The 23,876-nt window shown below is 66.5% G+C and carries 17 protein-coding genes; 7 read left to right on the forward strand and 10 right to left on the reverse strand.

Features of this window, described 5'->3' with window-relative positions; translation table 11 throughout:
* Nucleotides 1-63: 63 nt before the first annotated feature.
* The 5 genes from GFY24_RS13100 to GFY24_RS13120 all read right to left on the reverse strand — a co-directional run bounded on the left by GFY24_RS13100 (nucleotide 64) and on the right by GFY24_RS13120 (nucleotide 4,622).
* Nucleotides 64-1,005 carry a M56 family metallopeptidase gene (locus GFY24_RS13100; protein WP_153805306.1) on the reverse strand — a complete coding sequence of 314 codons (942 nt, stop codon included), beginning with the start codon at nucleotides 1,003-1,005 and terminating at the stop codon, nucleotides 64-66.
* A 43-nt stretch (nucleotides 1,006-1,048) separates the two neighbouring features.
* The gene (locus GFY24_RS13105; RefSeq protein ID WP_153805307.1) at nucleotides 1,049-1,450 is read right to left on the reverse strand and encodes a BlaI/MecI/CopY family transcriptional regulator; all 402 of its coding nucleotides are present in this window, start codon (nucleotides 1,448-1,450) and stop codon (nucleotides 1,049-1,051) included.
* Nucleotides 1,451-1,486: 36 nt separating this feature from the next.
* Nucleotides 1,487-2,365, reverse strand: a complete 879-nt coding sequence (locus GFY24_RS13110; protein WP_309230797.1) for an ABC transporter ATP-binding protein — start codon at nucleotides 2,363-2,365, stop codon at nucleotides 1,487-1,489.
* Entirely contained in the window at nucleotides 2,362-3,465 is a 1,104-nt protein-coding gene (locus GFY24_RS13115) for a FecCD family ABC transporter permease (protein WP_375336043.1), read from the reverse strand. Before GFY24_RS13115 ends, GFY24_RS13110 begins: the two co-directional genes overlap by 4 nt.
* Nucleotides 3,466-3,584: 119 nt before the next feature.
* On the reverse strand, nucleotides 3,585-4,622 hold the full coding sequence (locus GFY24_RS13120) for an iron ABC transporter permease (RefSeq protein ID WP_309230799.1): 1,038 nt from the start codon (nucleotides 4,620-4,622) through the stop codon (nucleotides 3,585-3,587).
* 115 nt (nucleotides 4,623-4,737) lie between these two features.
* Here GFY24_RS13120 and GFY24_RS13125 point away from each other — a divergent pair, with 115 nt between their 5' ends.
* The gene (locus GFY24_RS13125; RefSeq protein ID WP_153805308.1) at nucleotides 4,738-5,445 is read left to right on the forward strand and encodes a hypothetical protein; all 708 of its coding nucleotides are present in this window, start codon (nucleotides 4,738-4,740) and stop codon (nucleotides 5,443-5,445) included.
* Nucleotides 5,446-5,464: 19 nt separating this feature from the next.
* Here GFY24_RS13125 and GFY24_RS13130 read toward each other — a convergent pair whose 3' ends face one another.
* The 4 genes from GFY24_RS13130 to GFY24_RS13145 are packed head-to-tail and all read right to left on the reverse strand — an operon-like array spanning nucleotide 5,465 to nucleotide 9,003.
* Complete coding sequence (locus tag GFY24_RS13130) at nucleotides 5,465-6,322, reverse strand: NAD(P)H-binding protein (RefSeq protein ID WP_153805309.1); 858 nt, start codon at nucleotides 6,320-6,322, stop codon at nucleotides 5,465-5,467.
* Nucleotides 6,319-6,735, reverse strand: a complete 417-nt coding sequence (locus tag GFY24_RS13135) for a hypothetical protein (RefSeq protein ID WP_153805310.1) — start codon at nucleotides 6,733-6,735, stop codon at nucleotides 6,319-6,321. The genes GFY24_RS13130 and GFY24_RS13135 overlap by 4 nt, the downstream gene beginning before the upstream one ends.
* A 55-nt stretch (nucleotides 6,736-6,790) precedes the next feature.
* Entirely contained in the window at nucleotides 6,791-7,306 is a 516-nt protein-coding gene (locus tag GFY24_RS13140) for a MarR family transcriptional regulator (RefSeq protein ID WP_309230800.1), read from the reverse strand.
* A gap of 20 nt (nucleotides 7,307-7,326) precedes the next feature.
* Nucleotides 7,327-9,003, reverse strand: coding sequence for an MFS transporter (locus GFY24_RS13145; RefSeq protein ID WP_153805311.1), 1,677 nt, complete (start codon nucleotides 9,001-9,003; stop codon nucleotides 7,327-7,329).
* A gap of 328 nt (nucleotides 9,004-9,331) precedes the next feature.
* Here GFY24_RS13145 and GFY24_RS13150 point away from each other — a divergent pair, with 328 nt between their 5' ends.
* Nucleotides 9,332-10,318 (forward strand): arginase family protein, encoded by a 987-nt coding sequence (locus tag GFY24_RS13150; protein ID WP_228566265.1) that lies wholly within the window; start codon nucleotides 9,332-9,334, stop codon nucleotides 10,316-10,318.
* A 301-nt stretch (nucleotides 10,319-10,619) separates the two neighbouring features.
* Nucleotides 10,620-11,231 carry a response regulator transcription factor gene (locus GFY24_RS43325; protein WP_153805313.1) on the forward strand — a complete coding sequence of 204 codons (612 nt, stop codon included), beginning with the start codon at nucleotides 10,620-10,622 and terminating at the stop codon, nucleotides 11,229-11,231.
* A 58-nt stretch (nucleotides 11,232-11,289) separates the two neighbouring features.
* On the opposite strand, the gene GFY24_RS13160 is transcribed toward GFY24_RS43325, so the two are convergent.
* The gene (locus tag GFY24_RS13160; protein ID WP_309230801.1) at nucleotides 11,290-11,748 is read right to left on the reverse strand and encodes a helix-turn-helix domain-containing protein; all 459 of its coding nucleotides are present in this window, start codon (nucleotides 11,746-11,748) and stop codon (nucleotides 11,290-11,292) included.
* Between the two features lie 192 nt (nucleotides 11,749-11,940).
* Here GFY24_RS13160 and GFY24_RS13165 point away from each other — a divergent pair, with 192 nt between their 5' ends.
* The 4 genes from GFY24_RS13165 to GFY24_RS13180 all read left to right on the forward strand — a co-directional run bounded on the left by GFY24_RS13165 (nucleotide 11,941) and on the right by GFY24_RS13180 (nucleotide 23,842).
* On the forward strand, nucleotides 11,941-12,798 hold the full coding sequence (locus GFY24_RS13165) for an arginase family protein (RefSeq protein ID WP_194852848.1): 858 nt from the start codon (nucleotides 11,941-11,943) through the stop codon (nucleotides 12,796-12,798).
* Nucleotides 12,799-13,116: 318 nt separating this feature from the next.
* Nucleotides 13,117-13,812, forward strand: a complete 696-nt coding sequence (locus tag GFY24_RS13170; RefSeq protein ID WP_194852849.1) for a response regulator transcription factor — start codon at nucleotides 13,117-13,119, stop codon at nucleotides 13,810-13,812.
* Complete coding sequence (locus GFY24_RS13175) at nucleotides 13,809-15,113, forward strand: cytochrome P450 (protein WP_153805316.1); 1,305 nt, start codon at nucleotides 13,809-13,811, stop codon at nucleotides 15,111-15,113. The genes GFY24_RS13170 and GFY24_RS13175 overlap by 4 nt, the downstream gene beginning before the upstream one ends.
* A 284-nt stretch (nucleotides 15,114-15,397) precedes the next feature.
* Entirely contained in the window at nucleotides 15,398-23,842 is an 8,445-nt protein-coding gene (locus GFY24_RS13180; protein WP_153805317.1) for a type I polyketide synthase, read from the forward strand.
* The last annotated feature ends 34 nt before the right edge of the window (nucleotides 23,843-23,876 follow it).

Raw genomic sequence — 23,876 nt, forward strand, 5'->3', positions numbered from 1 at the left:
AAGCGTTTCGCACCTGCCGCGGAGGAGGCGAAGCGCGGTGCTTCCGGAGTCGTGTCCAGCGGCTCAGGCACGGCTGAGCAATCGGCTCAGTTCCTGCAACCACGGAATCGCGACCGCGAGGGTCGGGACCACGAGGATGGCGGCGGCCGCGAGATAGGCCACACCGGCGATCCGCAGATCGCCGATCGGCCCGGCGAGGCGTTGAATACGAATCAAAGTCGTCGGCCCACCGGCCGCCATAGCCCCTTGCGGCGCGGGCGAATTCGAGCAGGCGACCAGCGCGCGCGCCAGCGGCGTCGGCCCGGTGACCTTCACCGCGGAGTCGTCGGCCAGCAATTCGATCAGCAATTTCACCGAATCCAGTGCGGATTTGGAGCGCACCACCCGCGGAAAAGCCTCGTGTGCGGCGGTGAACGCCTCCAGCACCAGGTCGTGACGGGCGCGCAGATGCGACCGCTCATGGCTGACGATTGCGGTCAACTCCTCTTGGGAAAGATTGGTCACCGTGCCCTGACTGAGCACGACGCGGCGGCGCAGCCCGGGCAGGCAGTAGGCGATGGGTTCGGTGGCGGCGAGCACCCGGATATCCGCCGAATTGCGTGCCACCCCGCTCTGATCGAGCAGATCCACGAGCATGCGATGTCGGGCGCGGCGGCGACGGGTGTGCACGCCGACCCGCACCACCGAGAAGATCAGGCGCGCGCCGACGAGCAGGGTGAGCGCGAAGACCGTGACCAGGGCCAGCCATAGTGGCAGGCCGAGGGCGTCGATCTCCTTGCTCGGGGTGGTGGTGGGCCGGCCGTCGGCTCCGGGCACCAGTAGTCGACTGGCGATGGCGAGTCCGGAACCGAAGGCACTCAGAATTGCGGCGAGGGCGATGGCCTGCCAGAGCACCAGCGCCGCCCGGGGACTCCGATACGGCCAGGTGGCTCGGCTGAGCAGCGCCGGGACCGGTCCCGCCAGCAACAAGGCGAGACCGGCGAATACCGGCGCTGTTAAGTCCATTCCTCAGCTCACTGCGTTGTGGGGGCCTGGGCCGAGGCTGGGGCTACTTGGAGTCTTTCGGCTCCCTGCGTGCCGCCTCGGTGGCTTCGAGCTTAGCGAGTGCATCCCGCAAAGCGGCAGCCTCATCGGCTCCGACCTGTTCCACGAAGTGCACGAGCGCGGCTCGGCGTGAGCCTACTTCGTCCGCCTGCTGTAGTGCGTCCACCATCAGACTGGCGACGAGTTCGTCGCGAGTGTGCACGGGGGCGTACCGATGCGCGCGGTCATCACGCTGCTGGAGTACGAGATTCTTCTTCGCGAGACGCTGCAGAACGGTCATTACCGTGGTGTAGGCGAGCTCGCGGCGTTCGGCGAGGGCCTCATGGACCTGTCGTACCGTTTGGGGTTCATCGGCCGACCACAACTGGTCCATGACCGCTTTCTCGAGTTCACCAAGACCTGCCATCCCATAAGTTTACGGAGACAACGACAGGAATGCGTACTACAAGTCGTCGTAACCGGTCGGTAGCTGTGTGGGATTGGTCATAGCAGGCGTGTCCCGCCCGTACACGCCGTGCACATGGCGTGCGCCGATCGGCACGATCATCGGCCGCCCGGAGACCGGATCCTCCAGCACTCGCGCGCGCAGGCCGAAGACCTCCCGCAAAAGCTCGGCGGTGATGATTTCCCCGGGCCGACCTTGGGCGATGATGCGGCCCGCACGCATGACGATCAGCTGATCGCTGTAGCGGATGGCGAGGTTCAGATCGTGCAGGACCATGACGACGGTGCGGCCGAAGTCGGCGTGCAGGCGATCGACGAGATCGAGGACCTCGAGCGAATGCGCGAGATCGAGATAGGTTGTCGGTTCATCCAACAGCAGAATGTCGGTGCCCTGCGCGAGGGCCATGGAGATCCAGGCGCGCTGACGCTGGCCGCCGGAGAGTTCGTCCAGGGTGCGGTCGGCGAGATCGGCGATACCTGTCTGCGCGAGCGCGGTCGCGACCTCGGATTCGTCATCGGCGGACCACTGCCGCAACCAGGATTGATGCGGATGACGGCCGCGTGCCACGAGATCGGCGACGGTGAGACCCTCCGGTGCGATCGGCGTCTGCGGGAGCAGGCCTATGACGCGGGCGATATCGCGGGTCTTCATGGACGATATCGCCTTGCCGTCCAAGACGATTCGGCCGTCACGGGGTTCGAGTAGACGGCCCAGCGAGCGCAGCAGGGTGGATTTACCGCAGCCGTTCGGGCCGATGACCGTGGTGATCACGCCGGGCTGGATATCGAGGGACAGCCCGTCGACAATGACGCGCTCGCCGTAACCGAGGGTGATGTCCTGCGCGGCGAGAGTCCTTGCGGCGCTTGGGTTTGTCACAGGGTCGCCTTCCGATTGGCGCGGACGAGCAGGTACAGCATGAAGGGTCCGCCGATCGCGGCGGTCACCACGCCGACCGGCAGATCGACGGGAAGAATGGTGCGGGACACCAGATCCGCGCCGACCACCGCGATCGCGCCGACGAGTGTCGAGGCGATGACGGGTTCGCCTGGCGTGCGCAGCAGGCGGCGTGCGATCTGCGGTGCGGCCAGGCCGACGAAGCCGATCGGTCCCGCGGCGGCGGTCGCCAGTGCGGCCGCGGTGACCGCCGCGCCGAGTAGTAACGCCTGCTGGGTTTGAATACGCACACCGAGCACCCGGGTGGTGTCGGTACCGAAGCGCAGCGCGGCGAGGGTGCGGCTGGAGGCCGCGGAAACCAGCAGTGTCAGGCCCAATCCGATCGCGGCGGGCGCGAAGGTGGACCAGTCCGATCGGTCGAGCGATCCGGTGAGCCACAGTTGCGCATGCGCCGCATCGGTGAGTGTGGCCCGGCTGAGCAGCCAGCTGACCACCGACAGGAGCGCGGCATTCACGCCGATTCCTATGAGTACCAGGCGAAATCCCATGACGCCGCGATCGCCGGAGGTCGTGCGCCCCCACGCCAGCAGATAGATGGCGACGGCCGTCAGCACCCCACCGGCCAGCGCGGCGAGCGGAACACCCGGCGCGGCAGCGATTCCGGTGGTCGCGCCGCCGGTCCCGGCCAGAATCAGCACCGCACCGCAGCTCGCGCCCGAGGTAATGCCGAGAATATCCGGGCTGGCCAGCGGATTGTGCAGGATGGACTGGGTAATCGCGCCCGCCAGCCCCAGCGCCGCGCCGACCACGACCGCGGTGAGCGCCCGCGGCAAACGGGAGTCGAAGATCACGAACCGCTGTGCGCGAGTTCCGCCGCCGCCCAGCACATCCAGTACTCGCCCGAGTGGAATCCGGAAGTCGCCGGTGGCGATATCGAGCGCGAAGAGTGCTAGCAGCACCGCGATGAGCACGGCGACGGTGAGTAGTGCGCTCACGCGCAGTACCGTCGAGAACCCGCCGAGGCGCAGCGCAGGGCGCGCCTGCCGCACGGTACGGGGGTGTGCGACACCGGTTTTCGTCACGGTGCTGTCATCGGCCGCCGGTTCGTGCTGCCCGGGCAAGATATTCGCGGTGGTGGCGCGATCAGCCGCCGTTTCCGGTGTTCCGGGAGCGGGTGTGCCGTCCAGGCGCGTGGGAATGCTCACAGGCTCACCAGCTTTCGGCGGCGTACCAACAGAATGAAGAACGGCGCGCCGAGCGCGGCGAGAGTGATTCCGGCCTGGATTTCGCCCGGCCGGGCGACCAGTCTGCCCGCGGTGTCGGCGATCAGCAGGGTGATCGCGCCGAGCAATCCCGAATAGGGCAGCAGCCAGCGGTAATCCGGGCCGGTAATGGAGCGGGCGAGATGCGGAACGATCAGCCCGAGGAAGGCGAGCGGGCCGACGGCGGCGGTGGCGGCACCCGCGAGCAGCACTACCGCGGCCAGTCCCAATGCCCGGCTGCGTGCGATGTTCACGCCCAGCCCGCGGGCCACATCGTCGCCGAGTCCGAGCAGGTTGAGGCCGGGTGCGGCGGCCAGCGCCGAGGCCGTGCCTACAGCGAGGAACGGCAGTACCTGCCAGAAGACCGCCGCGTCATGCCCGGCGATATCGCCGACCACCCAATAGCGCACCGTATTCAGTGCGTTCTGATCCAGCAGCACAACGATATTGGTCATGGCCTGGAGAAACGCGGTGACGGCCGCGCCCGCGAGCACCAGGCTCAGCGGACTGGCCTTACCGCCGCCGATCGAGGACACGCCGAATACCACGATGCCCGCGATCAGCGCGCCCGCGAACGCGAACCAGATGTATTGCGTCGTCGCGGTGAGCGCGAACAGGTGGATGCTCAATGCCGCCAGGAACGCGGCCCCGGCATTGATTCCGAGGAGTCCCGCGTCAGCGAGGGGATTTCGGGTATAGCCCTGGATGAGCGCGCCGGCCATTCCGAGTGCCAGACCCGTGACGAGCGCGAGTCCGGTTCGGGGCAGGCGTAATTCGCGCACGACCTGTGCGGCGGATCCGTCGGCGGGGCAGGAGAGCGGAAACCCGGCCGGACAGGTCACCGCGTCGAATACCGCGGGGAGCGGTATCGCTCGTGAGCCGAGCGCGATGCTCGCGAGCGTGGCGCACCCCAGCAGAACGGTGAGAAGGAGGAGTCCGGACAGACGTCGCCGTCTGCTGGTGACTACGGCGGGCACGGTGACGAACTACTCCTGTTGTATCGATTGCTCTCACTAGCTTGGTAAGCCTAACCTATCTTTCGTTCTCGTTGCGTTCACAGTGGCCGGAATACCGATGATTGAGGAGGTTCGAATGCTCGAACCCGTAACCGTGTGCCCGCCTCGCGATTCCAGGATCGCCTTCGACAGCGCCGGCGCCCGGCTGCGTGCCCTGCAGCCCGACCACCCGCGCGTGTATGCCGTCGCCGCCATGCACGAACAGGGCAGACGGCGCTGGTGGCCGCTGGCCGACGGCATTCGCGGGGGCCGTATCGAGCTGATGTACCGCCGCCACGCCGCCGAGATGAGCAACCCCGAAATCGCCGCCGAAGTCGTGGCCACCGCTCTCATCCACGCGGTCATCGGCCGCGTGATGGCCATACTCGTCGCCGAGGGCCGCGCCTGGGATCCCGGCCTGGAGAATCTGTGGCTGCACAACGACAATGACGGCGGCATCGACTGGGCGGGCTTGGCGGACACCACAATTCGCGTCGTGGACGGCGATCGCCTGACCGGTGAACCCGGTGTGGTCGCGCTGCCTTGTGAACCCGCGCTGTATGTCTGGCTCGCCCACCGCTGCGAATCGTCGTTGCTGCTGGTGCAGGAAGCCATGCTGCGCTGCGCCGGACTGGGTGTGCGCCGCTTCTGGTCTCTCGTTGCCGAGTCCATAGTCGGTGCGGCGACCTATGTTCCGGCGCCGGCGGGCACCTCCTCGGCGGTCGGCGCACATCGCGGGCAGGCCATGCTGGCCGCGCTCGCGGACCGTGGTCTCCCGGTGCGACGGGGCTGCGTCGTCCGGTAGGGCCCGACCGCATCGATGCCTAGCTCTTCCGGAATGCCTCGAGGTTCTCGAGCAGGTAGGACTCCATCGTCCGTGGAGGTCTGCCGAGAATGCCGGCGACCGTGTCATTCGGGTGTTCCGGTCGGGTGATGGCCAGCCGCTGAATTTCCGTGACGTGATCGGCCAGCCAGTCCGGCATGCCGGATCGGGTGATGAGGTATTCGCGGAACTCCGCGGGCGGTAGATCGATATAGCGGATCGGTGTTTCCAGCATCGCGCTCAGCAGGGTCGCAAGCTGTGGGTAGCTGTAGGTCCGTGAGCCGGTGAGAGTGTATGTGCCTCCGGCGATTTCACTTCGGGTGCAGGCCGCGGCGGCGACGTCGGCGATATCGCGGCAGTCGATGTAGTTGCACGCGGCCGTACCCATGGTTCCCACGATGACGCCCCCGGCCACCCCGGGACCGAGCAGCGGCAGCTTCTGCATGAATGCGTAGGGGCGCAACAGCGTATGCGTGATGCCGTTGGCGCGCAGTACCTGTTCGATCGAGTGGTGCCAGCGCGCGATGGCAACCGGTGAGTCCGGCGCCGCGGTGGGGGCCGAGAGTTTGACCACGTGCTCGATACCGCACTCCACCGCGGTTTCGATTGCGCGGGTTTCGAGTTCGACCTGGGCCGGGCCGTTGGTCATGGTGAGGAAGAGTTGGGTGGCGCCCTGGAACGCGGCGCGCAGCGATGCAGGATCCGTCGCATCGGCGTACCGGATCTCGGTGTTCGCCGGTGCGGTGGCGCGCAGCCGATCCGGGTTCCGGCTCACCGCCCTGCATGGCATTCCGAGGTCGATCAGGCGGGTCAGGAGTGCGCTGCCGGTCGCGCCGGTGGCTCCCATGACGACGATCATTTCGAGGCCTTTCGTTGGATCGTGCACCACCGCCAAGTGATGACGGCGCCCGCCAGTGCGGCCGCGATCGGGAAGTCGATGCGGATGCGCTCGGGTAACTCTGTTGTGGCAGTGAGGATTTGCGCGGTCAGTGCGGCGAGTGCGGCCGCGCCGATGCCGGACCCGGCCGCGAGTACGGCGGATCGAATCGGACTCGGCGATCGAGGCCGGATTCCCTTGTGCCGTAGCCATATTCCGAGCAGCAGGGCGACGAACGCGGAGGTGCCCGCGATCGAGGTCGGCGCGGCCCGCAGTAGATCCGGCTGTCCGGTGACCAGACCGCTCGCGCCGGCGCAGACCGCCGGAGCCAGATAGGCGAACAGGACCTCGCGCCATACCACGAAGCGGTACGGCGCGACCGTCGTCGCGTCCATGTGATTAGGTTCCTAACTATACGGGCGTAGTGAATTCCGGCGGGTGATCGGCCGGTCAGTCCGTCAGTAGTGCGTCCATGCCCTTGTCGACGCGTTCGAGTAGTTCGAGGAAGGTGGTACGTTCCGCGCGAGTCAGCGTGCCGACCATCGACTGCAGTCGGCTGAAGTGCCCGGGTGCCATATCGCGAAGCTGCTGTGCGCCGCGCGCGGTGAGTACCACGACTACGGCGCGACCATCCTCGGCGGACGCGCGCCGACATACCAGCCCCTGCTGTTCCAGGCCGTCGATCAGGCCGGTTACCGTTGCGCGCGTTACCCCTAGCCCGCTTGCCAGTTGTGACGGCGACTTCTCGCCGCCCGCGTCCTCGAGGTCTGCCAGCAATCGATAACGTCCGGTGGACAGCCCGAAGCGCGCGAAGTGCGTCTCGGTCGCCTGGCCCAGTTTCGCTCCGGCGGCCAGCAGTCGGACCGCGACGAGCACCGCCTGGGGGTCGATCTCCGATTCCAGGCCGTAGCGGCGAAGCTGTGATCGCGCCTGTGCCAGGGTTGGGGCTTGTTGCTCCGTCGTCACGAAACTAGTATGGCACCTAACTACTTGGTCGTCAACCTGGTCGGCCGAGAGCTGCCGATACTTTCGAGTTGCCTGTGCCGGGTTTCCGGGCCGAACGCGATGAGAGCCACTATGGCCAGTGTCAGGGGAATGACTCCGAGGGCGGCGGTGGCTCGTACCGAGGGCGCGGCGATCGCCATGACGACGGTGGCGAGGATGAACACGCCGCCGGCTTTTGTCGCGCCGGCGGAGAGTCCGCTGCCGCGGGCGCGGATGACGGTGGGGTAGACCTCGGCGGTGTAGGCGGCCAGGACCGAGTTCAGAATGCTGATGCCCCACACCGGAATTACGAGCAGGACGTACAGCAGGGCGCGATTGTCGACGACGTGGTCGCCGAGTATCGCGAACGCGGCGAGAGCGGCGCTCATGACGGCACTGACCAGGATCACGGTCTTCTTGCTGCTCCAGAATCCGTACAGCAAGGCGACCGGGACGCTGAACGGGAACCCGAGGATGGCGGCATTGCGCAGCAGCGTGCTGGCGTTGGTCTCGGAAAAGCCGAGTCGTTGCAGATTCGAGGGCATCCATTGCTGGAAGCCGTACTGGGTGGTGCCGATGCTCACCGCCAGCAGCACGACCGCCGCGGACAGGCCCAGGAATGCACGGGTGAACAGTCGGGTCGATCCACCGTGCGGATCCTGTTCGACCGCGGGCTCCGATTCGGTCTCCACGATGTGTGCGCCGTAGCGGCGCATGACCGCATGGGCTTCGTGAATTCGGCCCTGCTGGAGCAGGAATCGTGGCGATTCGGGGATCCAGCGGTTGAGCAGCAGCAGGATCAGGCCGGTGGGTAATCCGATGAGCCACAGCAGTCGCCAGCCGAAGTGTTCGGGCGAGGCCCAGGTCGCGGAGAGCCAGCTGACGATGATGTAGGCGCCGGCGATATCGCTGCCGATGAGCACCATCATCCAGCCGCGGTGTCGGCGCGGCACGGTCTCGGACAGCAGGGTGAAGGTGATCGGCAGCATGCCGCCGACACCGAGCCCCATGACGAAACAGGTGACCAGGTTCATCCAGAACTCGGGCATGGTGCCGCAGCAGGAGGTGGCGATGAAGATGACCGCGCTGAGCAGGATGGAGGCGCGCCGACCGATCCGATCGCCCAGCCATCCCCACAGGAATGAGCCGATCATGGTGCCGCCGATGCCCGCGAGCGGGTAGAGACCGACCGGCCAGGCGTCCGCGTGCGGATGCAACGGTCCGCGCAGGCCGTATTCGTTTGCGGCGCCGGGTGTCAGGAAGGCGAAGGCGACCGGTTTCATCACATCGATGGTGATCGCGACGGCGATGACGGCGAGCAACGCGATGTGAGCCGACGTGATCGGTGCGTCGTCGAGCGGTGTAATGCTGATCCGCTGTGATGTGCCGGTGAGTTTTCGGCGTGGGAACAGGCTGTAGAACGTGCAGGCGATGCCGAGCAGGATCAGGGCCATGCCGATCGTCATCTCGTGGGTGAGTGGCATTCCGGCGAGTTGGTAGTGCATGTCCCGGGCCGAGTAGAACATCGGAAGTTGAAGCAGTACACCGATGGTGGTGATGCCGACCCCGATCCGGAACGCCGCCGGATGCTCGTAGGAGGCACCGTTGCCACGCGTGCGGCGCCCCGGCTCCGGGCCGGCCGGTTCGGTGATTTCCTGTTGTGCCGCAGTCGCTTTCATATGACGTCCGATCGAGCTGGGGGAGACAGGGGGGCGAGTGCGTGTCCGTTGCGGTTATCTCACCGGCCTTTTCGAACAACCAATTCTCGATAGGGATCGAATTTAGCACGGCCGAGAAGCCTTGCAATGCAACGCTATTCGAATCCACCCGACTGGGGGGATGCGGAGTCCTCGGGGTTGTCGCAAACTTCGACATGGCAGTGGTCACGGTCATTCACGCGGCAGGCAGTTGGGGGTGCACCCTAAGTGGGAACCGGCGACGAGTTCGATGAATATGCCTGGCAATTACGGTTGTTCGCGAATATCGGGCATCTCGGCGATGCCGTCGATGACTGAATTCACCGAAAGTCGGGCGGTGTCCCGATCGATCTCCGGCCCGCGCAGTTTCTTCCGGCTGCCCCATGTGCCGTTGGGTGAGATCACCGAATTCGGGGCCGTCGACGCCGTCCTGCTGGGGGTGCCGATCGACGGCGCCACCGGCTATCGCAGCGGCGCGCGCTTCGGACCAGAGGCGGTCCGCTCCGCGAGCACGCTGGCGCGGCTCGGCAGCCGCGAGCGCGCGCTGGTCATCGATGATGTGCTGAGGGTGGTCGACGGCGGCGATATCCAGGTGGTGCCGGGATATCACGAGCAGACCCTCGAACTGATCGAGCGCGGCGTCGACGCGGTCCACGCGCTCGGTGCCCTGCCGGTGCTCATCGGCGGTGATCACAGTCTGGCGATTGCCGAACTGCGGTCCGCCGCGCGGTATTACGGTCCACTCTCGCTCGTTCAGTTCGATGCGCATCGGGATGTGCTCGATGACTACTTCGGGGTCGAGCACTTGCACGGCACGGTGTACCGGCGCGCGGTCGAGGAGGGGCTGATCGATCCCACGTCGAGCATCCAGATCGGCATGCGGGGCAGTGTGCCGCGGGCGGACCTGGTCGCCGATGACCTCGGGTTCACCACGATCACCAGCGATGACGCGATCGCCCTCGGCTGCGACGAACTCGCACGCGTCATTACCGGCGAGGTCGGGAGCAATCCGGTCGCGATCACCTTCGATATCGACTTCGTGGACCCGGCGAACGCGCCCGGGACCGGGACGCCCGAGGTCGGTGGCCCGTCCTCGGCCTTCGCGCTGCGGCTGCTGCGCCGGCTCGAGCTCGCCAATGTCCGGACCATCTCGCTGGTCGAGATCTCGCCGCCGTACGACACCGCCGACATCACCGCGCACCTCGGTGTCGCGGTGATCTTCGAACTGCTGGCGATGGTCGCTGCCGAGCGGCGGGCCGCGCCTACCCGGCTGCCCATGGCGCCCGAATCCTGTTGACCCCCAGGGAATTACCGCGCTGACCGGCGGCGTCGCCCCGGCGACGGCGGGTCGGTGAACCGGGAAGCGCCGGTCATCGTATTCAGTGACAGAAGTCACCCTGCTGTGGTGTCCGGTTAAACCGAACGTTGGTAGTTTTGGTCTTGGAACGAGACTGATTAACATTGGGGGTTGACCCGTGTCCATCGAGTCGGAGTTGTACGGAGCCATCGGACGAACCACGATCGAGTCGCCCCGATCGGTATCGGATGCGTTCCCGGATTCACCTCACCCCATCGTATTACGGCCGAGCCGCCTTGTGGTGGTATCCGATTCCCCTTTCGCGCGAACGGAATTCGAGGAGGCGATCGCAACCGACGCGCAATTCGATCTGGCGGGCACGTGCAGCTGGCGCGAGGTGCTGCACTGCTGTGAGCGACTGCGGCCGGACGTGATCGTGCTGGACGGATCGGTGGAGCCCGCGGTCGGCTGGACGGGGACGGTGCGCCGGCTGCGCGAGCTGGACCAGCTGTCAAAGATCACTCTCCTGCTCGGCGAGACCGCGCGGGACGAGGATGTCGACGAACTGGACGCGGTGCTCTCCGCGGAGTTCGGTATCGCGGCGATCTTCGAGGCGTTGCGGGTGCTGGTGTCCGGTGCGGTGGTGTCCGTGGGCTCGCAGTGTGGCGGTCCGCGGGAAGCTGACATCGTCGCGTATTGCGCTGCGCGGGAACTTGTTTCGGCTTTGACCAGCCGGGAGCGGGAGATCCTGCTGCTGATCACCGACGGCCTGTCGAACAGGGAGGTCGGTTCCCGATTGCGCATCAGCCCGGACACCGTCAAGGAGCATGTGAGCCGAATTCTGGGCAAGCTCGAGGTGGCCAGCCGGCTGGAGGCGGCTGTGGTCGCGGTGCGCGCGGAGTTCGGATACTGACGCCGCGCTGCGTTGGACACGCCCGGTGGGAGCGCGTAATGTCAAGCGCTACAACGAGTTACGACGCCCGCGCGGTCATGCCGGGGCCGGGGACGGGAGTGATATCCCGTTCGGTGAGCGGGGTGCCGCAGGCGTCGCAGATCAGCGTGGTGTGCGCCTGGCCGGTGCAATCGCGATGGTTGAAATACATCGGCGGCCCGTCCGGCGCCATGTAGCGGTCGCCCCATTCGCGGAAGGCCATGAGTATCGGCAGGATTTCCAGGCCCTTCTGGGTCAGCCGGTACTCCTCGTAGGCGCCGTGTTCCTGCTTTTGTTTGGTCAGGATGTCATGCTCCATCAGCCGGTCGAGCCGATCCTGCAGGCGGCTGCGCGAGATTCCGAGTTCGGTCTGAAAAGCGTTGAAGCGGCGAACGCCGTTGAGGGCGGCCCGGAGGATCAACAGCGTCCAGCGGTCACCGAGTATCACCAGCGGTCGTGTGATGGAACAGGGAAAGCTCTCGAGCTCTTCGTATCGCACGAGGCCATCGTATCGATCGGTTTCGTATCGAGATCGGAGCTGTTAGTGTCTGGTCCGAATTTGAGACCGATCAGTGGGTACCACTTCGGCCTCGAGTGCTGAGGGGTGTCAAACATGCTCGGGCAAGCGAATTTTGGGCTCAGCAGTGGTCCCAGAACCTTTTTCCGGTTGCCGTACAGGGAAATTCGGCAGGTGCCCGTCGGGGGTGGCGCCGATGTGATGATCCTGGGTGTTCCGGTCGACGGTATGGCGGGGTATCGCGGCGGTGCCCGCTTCGGGCCGGATGCGGTGCGCTCGGCGAGTGCGTATGTCGATTACGACGGCCGGGTACGGAATCTGGTGGTGAGCGAGACCGTCACCGTGGTGGACGGCGGTGATATCGACATCAGCCGGGGTTATCACGCGCAGACGCTCGACCTCATCGAGAAGCATATCGATCAGCTGCACCGGGCCGGGATACTGCCGGTGCTCGTCGGCGGCGACCACGGCTTCGCCGTCGCCGAATTGCGTTCGGCGGTAAAGCAACACGGCCGGCTGTCGCTGGTGCAGTTCGCCGCGCACGGCCGGTCGGAGTCACCCGCCACCCTGCGTGCCCTCGACGAGGGGCTCATCGATCTGCGCACCAGCGTGCAGATCGGCGTGCGGGGTACCGGTGCGGCGCACGGCGAGGGCGGGCGCGGCTTCGGCATGCGGACCGTCACCACGGACGAGGCGCTGGTGCTCGGCCCGACCGGGGTGGCGCGCGTGATCGCCTCGGTGGTCGGTGACCGGCCCACGGCGCTGTCGTTCGGGATCGACTTCGTCGACCCCGCTTTCGCGCCGGGCACCTCGGCGCCGGAGGTGGGCGGTCCCTCGTCGGCCTTTGCGCTGGCCACGCTGCGCAGTATGCGGCCGCCCAATCTGAAGACGGTATCGCTGGTGGAGATCTCGCCGCCCTACGACCACGCCGACATCACCGCGCACCTGTGTGCGGCGGTCCTGCTGGAGTTGCTGGCGCTGACCGCGGACGGCAGGCGCTGTGGCATCGGCGAGCCGGTGGAGGCCGGCTGACCCGGGCCGTCCGGCGCACATTCGGGCGGAATTCCAAATTTCGCAATAGCGAGAATGCGTACCCACCCGATCGGGGGGATGCCGATCGGCCCTACTGCGTTTACGGTTGTTTCAGTTAAGCGGCCGTAATATTCGATGCACGTTTACGTGACACTCCCCGAAGGTGTGGACATCGGTTCGACTGGCTGATCAGAGGTCGATGCGCCCTTTGGGCTGGGTGGAGCGTTTCATGGGTACGATTGTCGGCGAATATGTTACCGGCCTATTTCATAAAACCGAGCATCCGGTTTAGACATGCAGAATTCTCGAATAACAGGGTTGGGACGCCGGACACTCAGCCGCCACAGCGCGATCGGCGGGCGGTACTGTCCGGCGCCGGCGACCCGGCACACGCTGGTGGTCGCGTCCGATTCCCCTTACATCCATGACGATTTCGAGCAGGCGCTGGACTCGGCCGACAGCCTGGTCCTGGCCGGGACGTCCTCGTGTCGCGAGGTGGTGGACAAGGCCCTGCGGTGGCGTCCCGACGTCGTCCTGCTGGACGCGTCGGTGGCGCCGCTGCCCGGACTGCCCGCCATTGTGCGGCGCCTGCGCTCGATGGCGCATCCGCCGCTCGCCGCGCTGCTGGTGCAACGCGGCGCCGCGCGGGTCGAGATCGAGCACGCGGATGTGGTGCTGGCGGCCGATTTCGGTGTGCCAGCGGTACTGCGTGCGCTGCAGCTGGTGGCCTCGGGTGTCATGGTGGCCGCGGCCCCGACCACCCGTCCGCCGCTCACCTCGTATCTCGCCGATCCCGATGCGCACCAGCGATTGTCGAGCCTGACGGCGCGGGAACGCGAGATTCTGCTGCTCATCGTCGGCGGACTCTCCAATCGTGAGGTGGGCGCGCGGTTGTACATGAGTCCGGACACGGTGAAGGAACACGTCAGCCGGATTCTCACCAAACTCGAGGTGGCCAGTCGCATCGAAGCGGCGGTGGCCGCCGTTCGGGCGGAACTGGAGGTGCGCTCATGACACTGCAGTATTGGCTTCGCTGGTTGTCGTTGCAGGGCGTCCCACGGGTGGTGCTGCGGGTCCAGTCCCGGCGGGGTGACACCTTCGCCCGAATGCTGGGACCGGAGGGGATCGCGGATCCGCATCCGTACCTCGAAAAGCTCCGGGCGCAGGGCACTCTGGTCAAGACTCCGCTACCCTGGGTGACCTGTGACCATGCGGTGGTGCGAACGGTGTTGCGGGACAACAGGTTCGGTGTACGCAGTTCCGCCAGGATCGAGATCCCGGAACTACTGCAGAAATTCGCGAATCGAGTGCCGCCGCCGGCCAATCCGGCCGATCCGCCCGCCATGCTGCGGATGAACCCACCCGAACACACCGCGATGCGCCGGCCGGTGGTCTCGGCGTTCACGCCGCGGGCGATCCAGAAACTGCGCAATCGGGTCGAAACCGTCACCGAGGAATTGCTCGACGCCATGCCCGCGAACGGCTCGGTCGATATGGTCGAGGCCTTCGCCTCCCGCGTACCCATCGCGATCATCTTCGAAATGCTCGGCCTGCCACCGGAAGACCAGGAGAAGTTCCTGTTCTGGGGTGAGGAGATGACACCGATGCTCGATGTCGGCATCTCCTGGCGCGCGTACGACCGCGCCATGCGAGCCGCGCAGCAGCTCAACGACTACCTCGACGGGCATATCGAGCGATTGCGCCGCGCGCCGGGCGAGGACATCCTGAGCGCCATGATCACCGGCGGCGATCTGGACCACTATGCCCTCAAGGCCAATACCAGCATTATCATCGGCGCCGGTTTCGAGACCACCGCCAATCTGATCGGTCACGCCGTCACCCTGTTGCTGAGTCATCCCGAACAGCTCGACCGGCTGCGCGCGGAACCCGAGCTCTGGCCCAACGCCGTCGAGGAGGTGCTGCGCTATGAGCCGCCGGTCTTCATCACGGCCCGCTCGGCGCTGACCGATCTCGAACTGGAGGGCATCCAGCTGCCGCAGGGCGCCATGATCATGCTGTCACTGGCCGGGGCCAATCGTGATCCCGCGGTCTTCGACGACCCGCACCGATTCGATGTCGCCCGTCCGAATGCCAACCAGCACTTGGCCTTCAGCAGCGGTGTGCACGCCTGCTTCGGCGCCAATCTGGCCCGGATGGAGGCCGGTCACGCGCTGCGCGCGCTGTTCGAGCGGTTCCCCGATATGCGCTCGGCGGCCCCGCCCCGGCTGCGGCGGCAGCTGACCTTCCGTGGCTATGAACATATGCCGGTCCAGCTCGGCCGCAGTGCGCATGCCACGCGATCAGCGGCAGGCTGAATCCACGCGATACTGGGTTTGTTTCCATTCAATTAAAGCGGTGGAAAATCCCTCGAACCGACCGTCTGCGAATTCGAATCTTTTCTTTGTCGTGCGCCCGCTATTAATTCGGCGATACGCCCCGGCGATGTTCCCTCACCCGATCGGGGGGATGTTCCGCTTCAATAATCCGAATATGATTTTCCCGATGGGTGTTCCGGGAGACATATCGACGTCGTAGCGAATGCGATAACAGCGCTGTGCGTGCAATCGATCGATGTCCGGTTACAAGACGAGGTTATGCGATGAAATCTGTCCACAACTCCCCGATTGATTCTGTGCCGGTCGCACACGAGGGTATTGCGGTGGTAGGGATCGGCTGCCGGTTCCCAGGGCAAGTGCGCAATATGAATGACTTCTGGCGGCTCCTGATCGAGGAGCGGGACGCGGTGCGCGAGGTACCGCAGGATCGGTGGAGCGCCGCCGCCTTCTACGACCACGACGCGGGCCGGCCCGGGCATATGCGCACGCATACCGGTGGCTATCTCGACGATGTGTCCTCGTTCGACGCGCACTTCTTCGGCATCACCCCGACCGAGGCCACACGGATCGACCCCCAGCAGCGACTGTTCCTGGAGACCACCTGGGAGGCGCTGCAGGATGCGGGAATCGTCCCCGAGCAGATCGCGGGCGAGAAGGTGGCCGTCTACGCCGGCGTCTCCGGGCACGACTACGGCATCATCCAGCTCAATCCGGAGAACCGGTATCAGATCGGCGGTCACACCATGACCGGTGTGACGAATTGTATTGTGGCCAACCGTGTTTCGTACCTGCTGGACCTACGGGGCCCGAGTATGACGGTCGATACGGCCTGTTCGTCCTCGCTGGTCGCGATTCACCTGGCCATCCGCAGCATCCGCTCGGGTGAGGCGACCATGGCGATCGTCGGCGGTGTCAGCACCCTGCTGCTGCCCGAGGCCACCATCGGGTTCAGCCAGGGCACCTTCCTGTCTCCCGAGGGCCGCTGCCAATCGTTCAGCAAGACCGGCGACGGGTACATCCGCAGTGAGGGTTCGGGCACGATCGTGCTCAAACCGGTCTCCGCGGCCGTCGCGGACGGCGATCACATCTACGCGGTACTGCGTGGCAGCGCGACGAATCAGGACGGCCGCACGACCGGCATCTCGGTGCCGAGCGAGGACGCGCAGGCGCAGATGATCCTCGATGCCTGCCGCGACGCGGGGATCGCGCCGACGCAGATCGGATATGTCGAGGCCCACGGCACGGGAACCGCCGTCGGTGACCCGATCGAGGCGCGCGCCCTCGGCAAGGTGCTGGGCGCGGGGCGAAATGGTCAGGGGCCCTGCATCGTCGGCGCGGTGAAGTCGAATGTCGGCCACCTCGAGTCGGCCGCCGGAATGGTCGGCATCATCAAGGCGTGCCTGGTCGTCGAGAACGGTGAGATTCCCGCGAATCTGTATGCGGAGCAGCCGAATCCGACGATTCCATTCGACGAGCTGGGGCTACGGCTCGCGCAGACCCGCCAGCCGTGGCCGACGACCGGGCCGCGCTTCGCGGGCGTGAACTCGTTCGGCTTCGGCGGATCCAACGCACATGTGGTGCTGGAGGGTCCACCGGCCGTTGCGCCGCAAGCGGATTCGGCGACCGAGCACCCGGCCGACGAACCGGTCCTGTTCGCGCTGAGCGCCAAGACCAAGGACGCGCTGCGGGCGTACGCCGGCGAGTACGCCGACTTCCTCGCCGATCCCGGGACGGCGGGCCGGCTGCCGGAGATCGCCGCCGCGCAGGTGCGCACGCGTTCGCATTACGATCAGCGGCTGGCCATGGTGTGCTCGTCCGCGGAGGAACTGCGAGATACGTTGCGCGACTTGGCCAGAGGGGGCGATCCCGACGGTCTGCGCACCGGCGCGAAGACCCCCGGCCCGGCCGGTGTGGTCTTCGTGTTCTCCGGTCAGGGCCCGCAGTGGTGGGGCATGGCGCGCGAATTGCTCGCCGAGAACCCGGTTTTCCGCGAGGTGGTCGAGCGCGTGGACACCGAACTGCGCAGACACGCCGACTGGAGCGTGCTCGAGGAGCTCGGCCGCGACGAGGCCGACAGCCGGATCGGCGAGACCTTCATCGCGCAGCCCGCGGTATTCGCGGTGCAGCTCGGCTTGGCCGCCCTCTGGCAGAGCTGGGGCGTCACCCCCGCGGCCGTCGTCGGTCACAGCATCGGCGAGGTCGCCGCCGCATGTGTATCGGGCGCACTGTCTTTCGAGGATGCGGTCCGAGTCATCTTCCATCGCAGCCGGGTACAGCAGCAGGCCAGCGGTAAGGGCAAGATGCTGGCCGTCGGCCTGCCGTACCACGCCGCGGAGCAGCGCATCGCCGGTTACGTCGGGCGGGTCGAGGTCGCGGCGCTCAACGGCCCCGAATCGACCGCGCTGGCGGGCGATCCCGACGCACTCGAGGAGATTCGGCTCGAGCTCGAGCGGGACCGCGTCTTCTGCCGCATGCTGGCGGTGAGTGTGGCGTTCCACAGCCACCACATGGATCCGCTGCACGACGAACTGCTCGCCTCGCTGTCCGATATCACCTCGGGCACGGCGGCGATTCCGATGTATTCGACCGTCACCACCGATGTGGTGCCCGACGGTGGACTCGATGCCGGGTACTGGTGGCGCAATATTCGCGAACCGGTCCGGTTCGCGCCCACCATCGATCGCCTCGTCGAGGATCTGCACCTGACCTTCGTGGAGCTGGGACCGCACCCCATCCACGCGACCGCCATCGGGGAGCTGCTGGCCGCGCGTGCGGTGCGGGGCGTCGCGGTGCCGTCGCTGCATCGCAAACAGAGCGACCGCGCCACACTGCTGTCCTCGCTGGGCGAGCTGTATGTCGCCGGTGTGGATCCGGTGTGGGAGACCGTCTTCGCGGGCCGCTCCGAGCGGGTGCCGGTGCCGTTCTACCCCTGGCAACGCGAAACCTATTGGCTGGAAACGCCTTTGTCGCGCGGTAAGCGCTTCCCGTCGCTGGGGCATCCGCTGGTCGGGACCCGCACGCCCGTCGCCGACGAGCCGGACAAGCATGTGTGGGAACTGGTCATGGACACCTCGGTGTTCCCGTGGCTCGAGGACCATCGCGTGCAGGGGCCCATCGTGTTCCCCGGCGCGGGGCACCTCGATCTCGTCGTCGGCTGCCTGACCGAGGTGTTCGGCACGGACCGGTACTCGATCGAAAATGTCGAATTCCGGCGTCCGCTCTTCGTTTTCGACGATCGCCCGGCCCCGCTCATCCAGGTGGTGCTGAGCTCCTCGATGCACTTCGGGGTCTACAGCCTCCAGGACGGCGACAAGGACTGGGTCCTGCACTCCTCCGGCACGGCCCGGCGCGGTGCGCCCGATACCGAATTGCCGGTGCCGTTCGAAGAACTCGACGCGCACTGCCCGCTCGAGTTCGATCCCGCGAAGGTCTTCGCGAAGTTCCGCAACAACGGCCTGATGCTGGGCCCGACCTTCAAGGCGATCACGCAGCTCAAGTACGGCGAACTCCGCTCGCTCGGGCGGATCGACACTCCGGCGGCCATCGCCGACGAGGCATCGCGGCACCTGATCCACCCGGCGCTGCTCGACGCGTGCTTCCAGTCGCTCTCCATCGCCATGGGCAATGATCCGAACACCGAGGACAAGGCGCTCTACATTCCGTTCGATATCGGGCGGTTCAGCTTCTACGCCAAGGCCGGTGAGCGCGTGTACTGCTACGGGCAGGCGCACGTTCTCGACGATCCCGTCTACTGCGAGGGCGATCTGTGGCTGCTCAATGAGGACGGCTCGCTGGTGGCCCACTTCGAGGGCTTCAAGGGCAAATCCATCACCCAGCCCACCGAGGATCGCGACACCCTGCTGCAGTGGCTCTACGAGTACCAGTGGCGTCCGGCGCCGGTGCGGGTGAAGACGCTGCTGCCCGCCGATTTCCTGCCGGAGGCGGCGGCGCTGGCGGCGGCGGTCGAGCCGATCATCGATGAGGTGCGCGACTGGTCGCTCAACCGTGAGTACTACGCGAGCACCGAAGCGGAGATGAACCGGCTCTGCATCGCGTATGTGACCGAGACCTTCTTCCGGCTGGGCATGAACTTCGCCGAGGGCCGGCAATTCGATCTCGATACCATCATCGGCGAGCTGGGAGTCTCCGAGAAGTACCGCGACTACACCGGCCGCCTGCTGGAATTGCTTACCCGGCACGGGATTACGAGCAAGGACGGTGACCTCTGGTCGGTACGCATCGTCCCCGACCGGGTCGACCCCGCGGCCGCGCTCGCCCGGCTGCGCGAACAGCACCCCGAATGCGAGGCCGAATACGCGGTGCTGGAACGCTGCGGCGCCGAACAGGCCGCCGTACTGCGCGACGAGGTCAATCCGATCGAACTCATCTTCCCCGAGACCGAGTTCCAATCGGTGGTCGATCTCTACGAGACCTCGTTCTCCTTCGAACGATGCAATCGCACTGTCGCGGAAGTGGTTTCGCAGGCCGTGCGGACCCTGCCGAGCGACCGGCCGATCCGGGTGCTGGAGCTGGGCGCGGGCACGGCCGGCACCACCGGCTGGATCCTGAAGGAACTCCCGGCCGATCGCGCGGAGTACGCGTTCACCGATATCGGGCAGCTGTTCCTGAACAAGGCGCGCGGGCGGTTCGCCGAGTTCGACTTCGTCGACTACCGCATCCTCGATATCGAACAGGACGTTGCTGCACAGGGTTTCGATCCGCACTACTTCGACATCGTCGTCGCGGCGAATGTCCTGCACGCCACCGAGAATCTGCGTGTCACCCTCGGCAATGTCGAGCAGCTGCTCACCTCGGGCGGGCTGATGCTGGTCGTCGAGGAGACCAATCCGCCGCACTGGGTCGATCTCACCTTCGGTATGACCGACGGCTGGTGGCGCTTCGCCGACCACGATCTGCGGCCGGACTATCCGCTGCTGTCCGAGGAGAAGTGGCGAGAGTTCCTGCCCACCTTGGGCTTCGAACACGTCCAGATCTTCTCCGATATGACAGACCCGGAGCAGACCGGCTGTTCGGTGATCGCCGCGCGGGCGCCGCGGGTGGATCTGGAACCTCATCAGCCGCGGATCGAACCGGGCCCCTGGGTCGTGCTCGCCGATGCCGACGGCGTCGCCGAACACTATGTCGCCCTGCTGGGCGAGGCGGCCGCGGGCAGTGTGATCGTCACTCGCGGAGAGTCGTTCGAGCAGATCAGCGAGCGCAGGTTCGAGGTGAATCCGACCAGCAATGCCGATCTGCGGCGGGTGCTGGAGCAGGTGCGCGCGGGCGCCGGAACCGTGGCCGGTGTGCTGCACCTGTGGAACCTGGACTTCGCCGCGGCCGAGCTCACCACCGAGCTGCTGCCGCAGGTGGAACGCCACGGCGCCTACAGCGTGATGGCCCTGGCGCAGGCCGTCGAAGAGCTGGATTGGGCTGTGGCGCCACGGTTCTGGGTGGCCACGGCCGGTGGCCCGGTCGTGGATCCGGCCGATCTCACCGCGCCGTCGCAGATCCCCGCCTGGGGGATTCTGCGGGTGCTGCTCAGCGAGCACAGCAATCTGCGGGCGAAGATCATCGACTTCGATCCGGCCGCCGGAGCCGATGCGCGGGCGGCCCAGCTGTTCGGTGAACTGCTGCACGTGCGGACGGCGGAGGAGGAGATCGCCTACCGCGGCGATACTCGCTTCGTCGACCGCTTCGAGCATATTTCGCTCGCCGAGTTCGAGGCGTCGGTCGCCGCTCCCACCCGGATATCGGACGAAACCCCGTTCGCGCTCACCGTTCCCGCCGACCCCGGCATCGACGAACTTCGCTACGAGAAGCAGACCGCGGCGGTCCTGGGTCCGAACGATGTCGCCATCCGGCCGACCGCGACCGGTCTGAACTTCCGCGACATCATGCTGACTCTCGGGGTGCTGTCCGAGGGCGCGACCTCCGGCGGTTTCTACGAGAAGAACCTCGGTGTGGAGTGCGCCGGTGTGGTCACCGAGCTCGGATCCGAGGTGACCGGGCTCGCCGTCGGTGATGCCGTGATCGCCTTCGCCCGTGGCTGTTTCGGCTCCCGGGTGGTCACCGACGCGCAGCAGGTGTACCCGGCGCCCGGCACACTCTCGGCCGCCGAGGCCGCGACGCTGCCGATGGCCTACCTGACCGCGTGGTACTCGCTGGTGGAGGTGGGCCGGCTGCGGGCGGGCGAGCGCGTGCTGGTGCACGCGGCCGCGGGCGGTGTCGGCCTGGCCGCGGTGCACATCGCACAACGGTTCGGCGCAACGGTTCTCGCTACCGCCGGCAGCCCGGAGAAGCGGGACTACCTGCGCTCCCTGGGGGTGGAGGAGGTCTTCGATTCCCGTTCCCTGGCCTTCGCGGACGAGATTCGGCAGCGCTACGACGGCGTCGATATCGTGCTGAATTCCCTTCAGGGCGAGACCATTCCGAAGAGTCTCGAGCTGCTGCGCCCGCACGGCCGGTTCATCGAGATCGGTAAGAAGGACATCTACGACAATTACCAGCTGGGGTTGAAGCCGTTCGGCAACAACCTGAGCTACTCGGCGGTCGATATCGACCGCATGCTGCGCGAGGTCCCGGCCCGCTGCCGCGAGGCCATGACCCAGGTGCTCGATCAGGTGAGCGCGGGCACGCTGCCGGCGCTGCCGCATACCGATTTCGGCGCCGCGGAGGTGGCTTCGGCCTTCCGGTACATGGCAGGCGCCAAGCAGATCGGCAAGGTCGTCGTCGAATTCGATTCCGGTGCGGAGGTTTTGGTCTATCCGGCCGAGAACGGTGCGGAGACCTTCGATCCCGACGGCACCTACCTGATCACCGGCGGCTACACCGGCTTCGGCCTGCGGACCGCACAGTGGCTGGCGGGCAAGGGCGCTCGCACCATCGTGCTGGTCGGCCGCCGGGCGCAGATCGACGCCGAGAACGAACAGCCGATCGCGGCACTGCGCGCCGAGGGCGTCGAGGTGGTGCTCGAACGCGCCGACGTCTCGATCGAGGCCGAGGTGCGGGATCTGCTGGAGCGGATCTCCGCGCTGCCGCCGCTGCGCGGTATCTACCACGCCGCCATGGTCATCGCGGACGGCCCGCTGGCCACGATGAGCGAGGAGCAGTTCCTGCGGACGGTGCGGCCGAAGGTCGACGGCGCCTGGCATCTGCACAATCTCACCCGCGAGCTCGAGCTGGACGCATTCGTGATGTTCTCCTCGATGAGCTGGAACGTCGGTACCCCGGGGCAGTCCAATTACGCTGCGGCGAACGGGTTCCTGGACGCCCTGGCCGTGCACCGCCACCAGCTCGGCCTGCCCGCCCTGACGGTGAACTGGGGCGCCATCGGCGAGGTCGGGTTCGTGGCGCGCACCAAGCTCGACACGCTGTCCTGGCTGGGATGGACGCCGATCGCACCCGACCTCGCCCTCGATTTCATCGGCCGCTGCCTGGTGCAGGGCGTCAGCCGCGCGAGCGTGTTCGGCGTGAACTGGACGAAGATGAATCAGGTCATGCCGATCGTGCGGAGCTCGCCGCGCCTGGCCCACCTCGCGGTCCAGGACACCACCGGCGCCGCGACGGCGTTCGGCACCGAGGGACTGCGCGCCGAACTGTCCGAGCTGCCCGACGACGAGCGCCTGCCACGGTTGGTAACCGCACTGGCACAACAGATCTCGCGGATCTTCGATATGCCGGCCGACCGCCTCGCCCAGGATGTCGGGCTGACCGATCTGGGCATGGACTCGCTGATGGCGGGCCAGATCCGGAATATGCTCGCCAAGCATCTGGAGATCGACTTCCCGACCATGGGCCTGATGCGCGGCCCGTCGATCGTCGAGCTCGCCGGCGAGGTGCTCGCGCACGTCTCCGGTGAAATCACCGGCGCCACACCGGCATCGGCGGGCGAGGCCACCGGTCCGGAGCGCTGGATCCGCACGGTGATCGGCCGCTCCAATACCGCCTCGATGCGGCTGTTCGCGCTGCCGTTCGTCGGCGGTGGCGCCTCGGTGTTCACCCCGTGGCCCGGCTACCTGCCGGACTCGGTCGAGGTGGTGGGAATCCAATTCCCGGGCCGGGAGGAGCGACTCGGCGATATCCCGGTCGACTCGATGCCGGAATTCGTCGCCGAACTGGCCGAAGCCATGCTGCCGCACCTGGACCGGACGTTCGTGGTCTACGGGCACAGCATGGGCGGGCTGCTCGCCTACGAGCTCACCAAGTACCTCGAACAGCATTACAACGAGGTGCCGATGAAACTCGTCATCGGCGGCTGGCCCGCTCCGACCGCGGTCGAGAATTATGTGCGGAACCTGACCCATATCCGCGACGGCTTCGATCTGGACAGCGAATCCGACAGCCGGGTGCTCGCGGTGCTGCGGGACAACCGGCTGCTCGATATCCCGGTGGCGGACGAGACCTCGATCCTGCACTGGATGCCGTCGATCCGGGCCGATCTGAAGATGTTGGGCGACTACCGATTCGAGAACGGTTACACCCTGCGCGCGCCGATCTCGGTGCTGCGCGGCGCCGATGATCCGGTGTTCGATCTGGACCAGCTGCAGGGGTGGGGCAAGTTGACCAGCGGCGGATTCTCGCTCGCGACCGTGCCCGGCGGCCACCTGTTCATCCAGAACCCGGAGCCGCAGGTGATGAAGACGATTGTCCAGGAGCTGTCCGCCGAGGACGCCTTCCCGAGTTTCACGAGCCTGGTGGACGGGCACTGAGCCGGTCCACGGTCGAACAAGCTTGAACGGAGCA

Source organism: Nocardia sp. SYP-A9097, assembly GCF_009649815.1.
GTDB lineage: Bacteria > Actinomycetota > Actinomycetes > Mycobacteriales > Mycobacteriaceae > Nocardia.